Source organism: Streptomyces sp. NPDC048018, assembly GCF_043202995.1.
Taxonomy (GTDB): Bacteria; Actinomycetota; Actinomycetes; order Streptomycetales; family Streptomycetaceae; genus Streptomyces.
The window spans coordinates 174,127-183,835 of the sequence record NZ_JBIDBK010000011.1 but is presented as its reverse complement, the minus strand read 5'-3'; the positions used below and the strand labels follow the sequence as shown (position 1 = coordinate 183,835).

General features: G+C 71.4%; 10 protein-coding genes. 8 read left to right on the top strand and 2 right to left on the bottom strand.

Features of this window, described 5'->3' with window-relative positions:
* The first annotated feature begins 175 nt into the window (after positions 1-175).
* The 8 genes from ACGF1Z_RS32000 (at position 176) to ACGF1Z_RS31965 (ending at position 6,988) form a co-directional block, all read left to right on the top strand.
* On the top strand, positions 176-823 hold the full coding sequence (locus ACGF1Z_RS32000; protein WP_393009540.1) for an HAD family hydrolase: 648 nt from the start codon (positions 176-178) through the stop codon (positions 821-823).
* Positions 824-884: 61 nt separating this feature from the next.
* On the top strand, positions 885-2,087 hold the full coding sequence (locus ACGF1Z_RS31995; RefSeq protein WP_393009539.1) for an MFS transporter: 1,203 nt from the start codon (positions 885-887) through the stop codon (positions 2,085-2,087).
* Positions 2,056-3,234 carry an acetoin utilization protein AcuC gene (locus ACGF1Z_RS31990; RefSeq protein WP_393009538.1) on the top strand — a complete coding sequence of 393 codons (1,179 nt, stop codon included), beginning with the start codon at positions 2,056-2,058 and terminating at the stop codon, positions 3,232-3,234. Before ACGF1Z_RS31995 ends, ACGF1Z_RS31990 begins: the two co-directional genes overlap by 32 nt.
* Positions 3,235-3,362: 128 nt before the next feature.
* Positions 3,363-4,178: a phosphatase gene (locus ACGF1Z_RS31985; RefSeq protein WP_393009537.1), complete on the top strand. Its 816-nt coding sequence runs from the start codon at positions 3,363-3,365 to the stop codon at positions 4,176-4,178.
* A gap of 127 nt (positions 4,179-4,305) precedes the next feature.
* Positions 4,306-4,515, top strand: coding sequence for a helix-turn-helix domain-containing protein (locus ACGF1Z_RS31980; RefSeq protein ID WP_046910004.1), 210 nt, complete (start codon positions 4,306-4,308; stop codon positions 4,513-4,515).
* 152 nt (positions 4,516-4,667) lie between these two features.
* Positions 4,668-4,766 carry a 30S ribosomal protein bS22 gene (locus tag ACGF1Z_RS31975; RefSeq protein ID WP_003948845.1) on the top strand — a complete coding sequence of 33 codons (99 nt, stop codon included), beginning with the start codon at positions 4,668-4,670 and terminating at the stop codon, positions 4,764-4,766.
* A 144-nt stretch (positions 4,767-4,910) separates the two neighbouring features.
* The gene (locus tag ACGF1Z_RS31970; protein WP_393009536.1) at positions 4,911-5,984 is read left to right on the top strand and encodes an NAD-dependent epimerase/dehydratase family protein; all 1,074 of its coding nucleotides are present in this window, start codon (positions 4,911-4,913) and stop codon (positions 5,982-5,984) included.
* A gap of 17 nt (positions 5,985-6,001) precedes the next feature.
* Positions 6,002-6,988, top strand: a complete 987-nt coding sequence (locus ACGF1Z_RS31965) for a lysophospholipid acyltransferase family protein (protein ID WP_393009535.1) — start codon at positions 6,002-6,004, stop codon at positions 6,986-6,988.
* Between the two features lie 146 nt (positions 6,989-7,134).
* Here ACGF1Z_RS31965 and ACGF1Z_RS31960 read toward each other — a convergent pair whose 3' ends face one another.
* Both ACGF1Z_RS31960 and ACGF1Z_RS31955 read right to left on the bottom strand, forming a co-directional pair.
* On the bottom strand, positions 7,135-8,334 hold the full coding sequence (locus ACGF1Z_RS31960; protein WP_393009534.1) for a DUF5667 domain-containing protein: 1,200 nt from the start codon (positions 8,332-8,334) through the stop codon (positions 7,135-7,137).
* A gap of 310 nt (positions 8,335-8,644) precedes the next feature.
* Positions 8,645-9,460, bottom strand: coding sequence for an ECF subfamily RNA polymerase sigma factor, BldN family (locus tag ACGF1Z_RS31955; RefSeq protein WP_393009533.1), 816 nt, complete (start codon positions 9,458-9,460; stop codon positions 8,645-8,647).
* Positions 9,461-9,709 lie beyond the last annotated feature (249 nt).

Here is a 9,709-nt window from a genome sequence, read left to right as displayed (position 1 = left end):
AAGCTAAGCCTTTCAGCGCCGATGGTACTGCAGGGGGGACCCTGTGGGAGAGTAGGACGCCGCCGAACAATCATTGTGGGAAAGCCCCGCACCTTATGGTGCGGGGCTTTTCTGCGTTCACGGGCCTTTCGGTGACCGGTCACCGCAGCCGGACCCGGGGATCTAGGTTGGTCCCATGCGCTACGACCTGGTCATCTTCGACAACGACGGCGTGCTCGTCGACAGCGAGCCGATCTCCAACCGGCTGCTCGCCGCCTATCTCACCGAGGTGGGACACCCCACCACGTACGAGGAGTCGGTGCGCGACTACATGGGATCCGCGATGCACCGCATCCACGAGCTGGTCGAGGAGCGCAGCGGGCAGCGCCTGCCGGCGGAGTTCGACGACACCTTCCACGCACGGGTCTTCGCCGCGTTCGAGCGGGACCTGGAGGCCGTGGCCGGGGCGGCGGAGGTGCTGAAGAGGCTGGACGCGGAGGGTATCGCGTACTGCGTGGCCTCCTCCGGGAGCCATGAGCGGATCCGGGTCGGGCACCGGAAGACCGGGCTCGACGCGTGGTTCCGGGACGGGAACGTGTTCAGCGCCGAGGACGTCGGCCGGGGGAAGCCCGCGCCGGATCTCTTCCTGCACGCCGCGCAGCGGATGGGCGTGGCACCCGAGCGCTGTGTGGTGGTCGAGGACAGCCGGCTCGGGGTGCAGGCCGCCGTGGCGGCCGGGATGGACGTCTACGGGTTCACCGCGATGACGCCCGAGGCGAAGCTCGCCGGAGCCGTCGGTTTCTTCGGGCGGATGGCGGAGCTGCCGGCGACCCTCGGTCTCTGATCCGCATCGGGTCGGTGATCCATCTACCCAGCGGTAGTCTCCGGCCCTACGCTGTGCCGCCATGACGGATGCGCGGTTGCGGCGTGGGCGGGGATCCCTGACGGTCGGTTTCTTCGTGCAGGGGGTCACCTTCGCCCTGCTCGTGACCCGAATACCCGGGATCCAGGACCGGTACGGGATCTCCGACGGGCTGCTGCCCGTCTTCCTGGCCGCCGTGCCGGTGCTGGCCGGCGTGAGCAGCGTCCTGACCGAGAAGCTCGTCGTGCGCGTGGGACCGGCCGCGGTGCTGCGCTGGGCGCAGCCCGTCGTGCTGCTCGCGCTCCTGGGCGTCGGGGCCGGCACCCGGTTGTGGATGGCGGCGGTGGCGCTCGGCGTGTTCGGGCTCTCCGTCGGCGCGCTGGACGCGTCGATGAACATGCTGGGGGTGAGCCTCCAGCGGGCGTACGGCCGGAGCATCATGCTCGGCTTCCACGCCTCGTACAGCCTGGGCGGCATCGCGGGGGCCTCCCTCGCCTGGGCGGGCGCGCACTGGCACCTGTCGCTGTTCGTGTCGTACCTGCCGGTGGTGGCGGTGCTGCTGCCGGTGGTGTTGCTCGGGAGCCGTTGGTACGTGGACGGGGAGCCGGCGGCCGCCGCCGGTCCGGAGGACCGGGCAGCCGCCCAGGGCGTGGTGTTCCGGCTGCTGCTGCCGCTGTGCCTGGTGATGACCTTCGCGTACATCGGTGACTCGACGGTCTCCAACTGGTCGGCGAAGTACCTGCAGGACGTGCTGCACAGCTCGGAGGAGCTGGCGACCGTGCCGTACAACGCGTACATGGTGACGACGCTGCTCGGGCGGTCCGTCGGGGACCACGGGGTCCGGCGCTTCGGGGCGGTCCGGGTGGTGCGCTGGGGGGCGGTGCTGGCGGCGCTGGGCTTCGCGGTGGTGGCGGTGGCCCAGGGGCCCTGGGTGGGGATGGCCGGTTTCACGGTGCTCGGGCTGGGGCTGAGCGTGATCGTGCCGCAGACCTTCGCCGCGGCGGGACGGCTCTTCCCGGGGGCGAGCGACGCGGCGGTGGCACGGCTGAACGTCTTCAACTACGTGGGCTTCCTGGTCGGTTCGCCGCTGGTGGGCGTGCTCGGGGACGCGTGGAGCTACCGCGGGGCGATGCTGGTGCCGATGGTGCTGGTGCTCGTCACGGTGGTGTATGCCACGTCGTTCGGCGCGCAGAAGGCCCGATACGGTGGCGAGCATGAGCGGCCGCGCACTGTTGATGTGGGATGAAGCTGTCACCGGCTACGACTTCGGGGCCGAGCACCCGATGGATCCGGTGCGGCTCGCGCTGACCATGGGTCTGGTGCGGGCCTACGGGCTCGACCGGGCGGTGGACGTGGTGGCGGCGAAGCCGGCGGGGGAGTCGACGCTGCGGCTCGTGCACCGCGAGGACTACGTGGCGGCGGTGCGGGCGGCCTCGGCGGACCCGAGGTCGGCGGACCAGGCGTACGGGCTCGGGACGGTGGACGATCCGGCCTTCGCGGGCATGCACCAGGTGTCGGCGCTGATCGCCGGGCAGTCGGTGGGCGCGGCGGAGGCGGTGTGGCGCGGGGACGCGGCGCACGCGGTGAACTTCGCGGGCGGCCTGCACCACGCGATGCCGGGGGCGGCCTCGGGCTTCTGCATCTACAACGACGCCTCGCTGGCGATCGCCCGGCTGCTGGAGCTCGGCGCGGAGCGGGTCGCCTACGTGGATGTGGACGTGCATCACGGGGACGGGGTGCAGGCGGCGTTCTGGGACGACCCGCGGGTCCTGACGATCTCGCTGCACGAGCACCCGAGGACGCTGTTCCCGCAGACGGGCTGGCCGGAGGAGACGGGCGCGTCCGGTCCTGGCGAGGGCGGCGCGGTGAACGTGGCGCTGCCGGCGGGCACCGGGGACGCGGGATGGCTGCGCGCCTTCCACGCGGTGGTGCCGGAGCTGCTGGCCGACTTCCGGCCGCAGGTGCTGGTGACGCAGCACGGCGCGGACACGCATGTCGAGGACCCGCTGGCGCATCTGGCGGTGTCGCTGGACGCGCAGCGTGCGGTGCAGGAGGCCTGTCACGAGCTGGCGCACGCGCATGCCGAGGGCGGCAGGTGGCTGGCGCTCGGCGGTGGCGGCTACGCGGTCGTGGACGTCGTGCCGCGGTCGTGGACCCATCTGGTGGGGATCGCGGCGCATGCTCCGGTGGACCCGGAGTCGGTGATCCCGTCCTCGTGGCGGGACGAGGTGTACGCGCGGACGCGGCAGTCGGGCCCGGGCCGGATGACGGACGGGCGGTGGCCGGTCGGGTGGCGGGACTGGTCGGAGGGTTACGACCCCGCCGACCGCCTCGACCAGGCGATCCTGGCGACGCGCCGGGCGGTGTTCCCGTTGCGCGGGCTGCTGGCCTGAGCGGAGTGGCCGGGGCAGGTGGGGTCCTGGCCTGAAGCGTTCGCACGGGTGGTGCGGCCGTTACGCCGACTGTGCGGTGTCCCGGAGGTTCGGACCCCGGGGGTGGGTGGTTCCGGCAGCATCGGAGGGTGCTGAGTACCGGGGCGCTGAGGGCGCATCTGTTGGCGGCGGGGTTGGCCGGGACGGTGGCGACCTCGCGGGAGATCAGTCTGCGGAGCTACCGGCTCTTCGCGGCGCGCGATCCGCGGGTGACCCTCGGGCTCGATCCGCTGTGGGCGTGGGACGAGGCCGAGCTGCTGCGACTGATGGCGGACCGGTGCGGGGTGTCGGATGATCCGGCGCACCGTTCGGGGCCGGACGTGATCGACCCGGAGCGGACGCTGGGTGCTCTGGCGGCGTTCGCGGAACGCCTGGGGGAGGCGGCGGCGCGGCGGGCCCCGGTGCTCCTCGGGACGGGGCATCCGCACCGACTGCTCGGTTTCTACGTCGCGCTCGCAGACGCTTTGTCGGCGGCGGGATGTCTTGTTCTCACCCCGGCGCAGGGGAGATGTGTCGACATAACGACCCGGTTCGGCGTACGCACGTACCTCGTGGACTACGTGCGGGGGGTCGCTCTGGTACGGGAACCGGACCAGCCGGGTGGCGGGCGTGAACCGGGGGCGCACACGCACTCGCCGCTGCCGGTTCGGGCGGCCCTGGAGAGCGCCGTGGAGGGCGGGGGGCCGCTGCCGGAGCTGGTGGTCGGGGACCACGGCTGGGTCTGCGGGGCAGGTCAGCTGGGTATCGAAGCCATCGGGCTCGCCGACACGGACGATCCCGCGCTGTTCGTCGGGGAGGCGGAGGGGCAGGTGTCCGTGGCCGTTCCGCTTGATGACGGGGTGCGCTCCGACTACTACCGTCCACTCACACGCTATGTACTCAATCGAGCGTGTCTGTCACGGTAAACGGCCGATGGCGGCTCCTCTTCCCCACTCGTACCACCCGCCCCTACTCTGGGCGTGAGCGCACAACGACGAAGAGTCACCGGAGGGGAAGCCGGTGGGCGTCGTGTGCGGAAGGTACAGGTGGGTCATGGCTGCTGGCGACAGGCCTCTCAACGAGGTGAAGTTTCTGACCGTGGCGGAGGTCGCCTCGGTGATGCGCGTCTCGAAGATGACCGTGTACCGCTTGGTGCACAGCGGTCATCTGCCGGCCATTCGGGTGGGCAGGTCCTTCCGGGTGCCGGAACAGGCGGTTCACGAGTACCTCAGGGAGTCCTTCGTGGGGGTGGCGACCGCGTAGCGAGCGCGCGGCCGGAAGCCCGGATCTGCCCTCGGATTACATGCCCGTCCCGCGGGGCGGTAGGCTAGCCCCTCGTAGGTCGTGTGGGCCCAGACGCCCCGCACCGATCCCCGCTGGCGCGGGGATGTTCCGAGAAGTGAGCGAGGGTAGTCGTGGGCTCTGTTATCAAGAAGCGGCGCAAGCGGATGGCGAAGAAGAAGCACCGCAAGCTGCTCAAGCGCACCCGTGTGCAGCGTCGCAACAAGAAGTAAGCGACGTCGCGACGGCGTATCGCGTAAGGCGTGGCCCTCCACCTTTCAACGGTGGGGGGCCACGCCTTTATTGCGACGAAATACGAAGGCGCTACGGTGGCCGTCAGCGGAACTCCGATGGAAGACCGACGGAAGGCGCTTGTCTTGGGCAAGGTCGTGCTCGTCACCGGTGCGGCCCGGCACCTGGGTGCCCGTTTCGTGCGGCGCGTGCAGCGGGATCCGGAGGTCGAGCGGGTGATCGCCGTGGACGCGGTCGAGTCCCCGCACCCTCTGGGCACCGCGGTGTTCGTGCGGGCGGACATCCGCCAGCCGGCCGTCGCGAAGGTCCTGGCCCAGTACGACGTGGACACCGTCGTGCACATGGACGTCACCGGGACGGCGCTCGGGTCCGGAGGCCGGACGTCGGTCAAGGAGACCAACGTCATCGGCACCATGCAGCTGCTCGGTGCGTGCCAGAAGTCGCCGAGGGTCAAACGCCTCGTGGTGAAGTCCAGTACCAGCGTCTACGGCGCCGCCCCGCGCGACCCGGCCGTCTTCACCGAGACGACCCCGGCGAAGTCGCTGCCGAGCGGCGGTTTCGCCAAGGACGCCGTCGAGGTCGAGGGGTACGTCCGGGGTTTCGCCCGGCGTCGCCCGGACGTGGCGGTGTGCGTGCTGCGCTTCGCGAACATCCTCGGGCCGCGCGTGGACTCCCCGCTCGCCGAGTACCTGAACCTGCCGGTCCTGCCGACCGTTCTCGGCTTCGACCCGCGGCTGCAGTTCGTCCACGAGGACGACGTCATGGACGTCCTGGAGCTCGCCTCCAAGGAGCCGCGCCGGGCTACCCTCAACAGCGGCACGTTCAACGTGGCCGGGGACGGGGTGCTGCTGCTCTCCCAGTGCGCGCGGCGGCTCGGCCGGCCCACGGTGCCGGTGCTGCTGCCGGCGGTCACCTGGGTCGGGCAGGCGCTGCGCACGGTCGGCGTCACCGACTTCTCGCCGGAGCAGATCCGGCTGCTCACCCATGGCCGGGTGGTGTCCACGGTGCAGATGCGCGAGACCCTGGGTTTCGTTCCCCGCTACACGACGGCGGAGGCCTTCGCGGACTTCGCCCGCAGCCGGGGCCCCGGCCTCTTGCCGCCGGAGCTGCTCGCGGGCGCGGTGGACCGGCTCGCCGACCGGCTCGCGTCCGGCTCCTCCTCCCGGCCCGCCGACTTCCCAGCCCGCTCACCCCGCTGAACAGGAGCCAGATCGCGATGGCGGACGCCAAGGTCATTCCGTTCGACGACGACCGCTCGCGGGCCCGCCGCAGGCCCGCCGTGGGCGCCGGTGAGGCCGCCGTACGGGCCCTGCCGGCCCAGCAGGCGCCCCAGGAGCCTCCGGTGGCCGCTGAGCCCCCTGAGCGTGGCTGGGAGCGCCGTCTGGCGGGCGGGCTCGCGTTCCTGCGGCGACGGGTCACGGGCGACTACGAGGTCGACGACTTCGGCTACGACGAGGAGCTCACCGACCAGGTCCTGATGTCGCTGCTCCGCCCCGTGTACGAGAAGTACTTCCGGGTGGAGGTGAAGGGCGTCGAGAACATCCCGAAGGAGGGCGGCGCCCTGGTGGTGGCCAACCACTCGGGGACGCTGCCGCTGGACGGGCTGATGATGCAGGTCGCCGTGCACGACCACCATCCGGCGGGCCGTCATCTGCGGCTGCTCGCCGCCGACCTGGTCTTCATGCTGCCGGTGGTCAACGAGCTGGCCCGCAAGGCCGGGCACACGCTGGCGTGTTCGGAGGACGCGGAGCGGCTGCTGCGGGCGGGGGAGATCGTCGGCGTGATGCCGGAGGGCTTCAAGGGCATCGGGAAGCCCTTCGCCGAGCGGTACAAGCTGCAGCGCTTCGGGCGGGGCGGTTTCGTGTCGACGGCGCTGCGGGCCGGGGCGCCGATCGTGCCGTGCTCGATCGTGGGCGCGGAGGAGATCTATCCGATGCTGGGCAACGCGAAGACGCTGGCGCGGGTGCTCGGTCTGCCGTACTTCCCGCTGACGCCGACCTTCCCGTGGCTGGGGCCGGTGGGGGCGCTGCCGTTGCCGACGAAGTGGACGATCCAGTTCGGCGAGCCGATCCCGACGGACGGCTATCCGCTGGAGGCGGCGGAGGATCCGATGCTGATGTTCAACCTGACGGACCAGGTGCGCGAGCAGATCCAGCACACCCTGTACAAGCTGCTGGTGCAGCGGCGGTCGGTGTTCTTCTGAGCGCGGTCCCCGGGGCCGCGGGTTTCGGGGACCCGGGTGGCCGGGCCGTGGGTCTCCGGGCCCTGTTCCTCCGGGCCGGGGCTCTCCTGCCACGGGACGTGGGGCATACGTGAGGGGCGCTCCCCCGGGAGCGCCCCTCACGTGTCCTACTTCGTGTCGCTGCTGTCGATGCCGAGGCCCGGCAGCAGGCCCGGGAGGATGGGCGGGATCGTCACGTCCGGGACCGGCCGGCTGGACTCCTCGTCGGACGAGGACGAGCTCGGGCCCGTGTGCGGTGGGTTGAGCAGTCCGCCCGTGTTGCCGCCGAGGAGGCCCTCGTCCTGGGGTGCGCCCGTGCCCGTGCCGGAGCCCGAGGGACGGGGCTGCGTGGCGTCGCCGCCCGCGGACGGGGTCGCCGGCGTGGTGTGCGGCCGCTGGGTGTCGGCCGGCGAGGTGTGTCGCGGCGTGCTCGGGCCGCCGGAACCGATCGCGCCGCGCTCGGGGGTGCGCGGGAGCACGGACTGCAGGGGCTCGACCTCTTCGTCTATGGCGTCGAAGACGTCGCTCACCTCTTCGCCCACGTCGGTGAGCTGGACCGGGAGCCGGTCGCGCAGTCCGTCCCAGGTGGCCCGGTGGGCCTGGGCGAAGGAGTTGAGCCGGGCCATCGGGCCGATCTCGCCGTCCCGCTCGTACGCCTGGCGGAGCAGGCGGTGCCCCTCGGAGGCGTCGTGCCGCATCCCGTCGAGGACGCGGCGGATCTCGCCGAGGGACTCGTGGTCGAGGTCGCCGGCCCGGCCGCGCTCCATCAGTCTGCGGGCCTCGCTCAGGCGGGTGGAGGCCTGGTCGAGATAGATCCCGCCCCGGTCGGCGTCGTCGTCCGCCATCCCGAGCTTGATGTCCTCCATGCCCCGCTTCAGGCCGTAGAGCGAGTCACCGGGGAGGGCGTCGGAGCTCGCGGCGGCGACGCCGCTGAAGGCTCCGGCCGCCACGCCGACGGTGAGTCCGCCCGCGGCCAGGCCCTTGGTCCAGCGGGAGCGTGGGCGCAGTTTCCGGAGCGGGGAGGCCCGGTGGGCTCCCTTGCCGCCGGCCCGTTGCTCCGGGACCGTGGGCCCCGCGCCCGCACTCCCTTCCGCGAGCATCGCTTCCATGGCGGCGACGAGCTGGGCTCGCTGCACCACCTTGACCTCGGGATCCATCGCTGGTTTCGGCAGCTCGCCGAGACCGTTCGCCAAGGCCAACAGCCTTTCCTGCACGGCCGGTTCGGCCGGTGCCTCGGGCTGCTCGGCCGCCGCGCCCTCGGACGTCCGATCGTCCAGGACCTGGGCGAAGGCGTTCGCCCGCCGGTGCGCCGAAACGTTCGCGATCACTGGCGGCACCTCCTCTCGTCATGACGGTCGACTCCCCGGGGGGTTCGGAGGGTTGCACACCTTGAGCGCATCCACACGAAAGAGTGAGTGGAAGTGGACATGGCGTGACCACAGGGAGCCTGCATTTCGCACAACGAGCGGCGCGGCACTTGGGTTACGCGCGAAAGATGATCGGACCAGTGCGTCATCGAGGCGTCACCGACTGTGAGTTGGACGGGGGTCGTGGGGACGTGGGGGGAGGGGGACAGGGGTGGGGGCTCCGGTCCGGGCGGGGGTGCGGGGTGCGGCGCGTGTGGGGGGCGCGGAGCACTCAGCGGGCGTCGTCCGGAAGGAGGCGGGCCAGGGTGCGGACGGCCCGGTACTGGAGGGTCTTGATCGCGCCCTCGTTCTTGCCCATGACCCGGGCGGTCTCGGCGACCGACAGGCCCTGGAGGAAGCGCAGGGTCACGCACTCCTGCTGCTGGGGGTTGAGTCGCCGGACGGCGTCGAGGAGGGCGGCGTTCGAGAGGGACTCGAGCACGGAGTCCTCGGGGCTGCGCTCCACCTCGTTGGCGTCGAGCATCTCGCCGGTGGTCACTTCGAGGCGGAAGCGGCTCGACTTGAAGTGGTCGGCGACCAGGTTGCGGGCGATCGTGACCAGCCATGCGCCGAAGTCGCGACCCTGCCAGGTGAAGGTGGAGATCCGGCGCAGGGCGCGCAGGAACGTCTCGCTGGTGAGGTCCTCCGCCGTCGCCTTGCCGCCCACGCGGTAGTAGATGTAGCGGTAGACCGTGTCGCTGTACTGGTCGTACAGCCGGCCGAAGGCCTCGGCCTCGCCGGCCTGGGCGCGTTCGACCAGGTCCATCATGCGGGCGCTGTCGCTGTCGGCGGTGGGCCTGCGGGCGGCGGTCGAGGTGCCGGCGCCGCTGCGCGCGCCTCGTCTGCCGACGGCGGCGCCGCTCTCGGCCAAGGCGTAGCAGGGACCGACGGGCGCCGGTCCGGCGAAGGCGGGACCGGCGAATGCCGGTCCGCCGAAAGCGGGGGCAGAGCCGGCGTACGCGGTGGGGACGAAGCCGCGCAAGTGGTCGAGGACCGTTGCGCGCAGCGTAGCCAGGCCCGAGGCGTCAACCCCGACGTGTGGGTACACGGGACTCCCAGAGGCAGAGCTTCCATCACGTGCAGTGCGGGACCGTTCACTCATGGTGGCGAAGTGTGGGTCCGTCGTGCGTCTGAGGAGAATAACGCTTCGTACAGGCAGCGCTACACCCAGTTGCTCAAATCATCGATTAGGTCGCATCTGTTACCGCTTGAAGGCGCAACGAGTCGCACTTCGTGACCGGTTGTTGATCGGATTGCTTCCGAGTGTGATCAAGGGAGGGGTTGCTTGTGCTCAAGT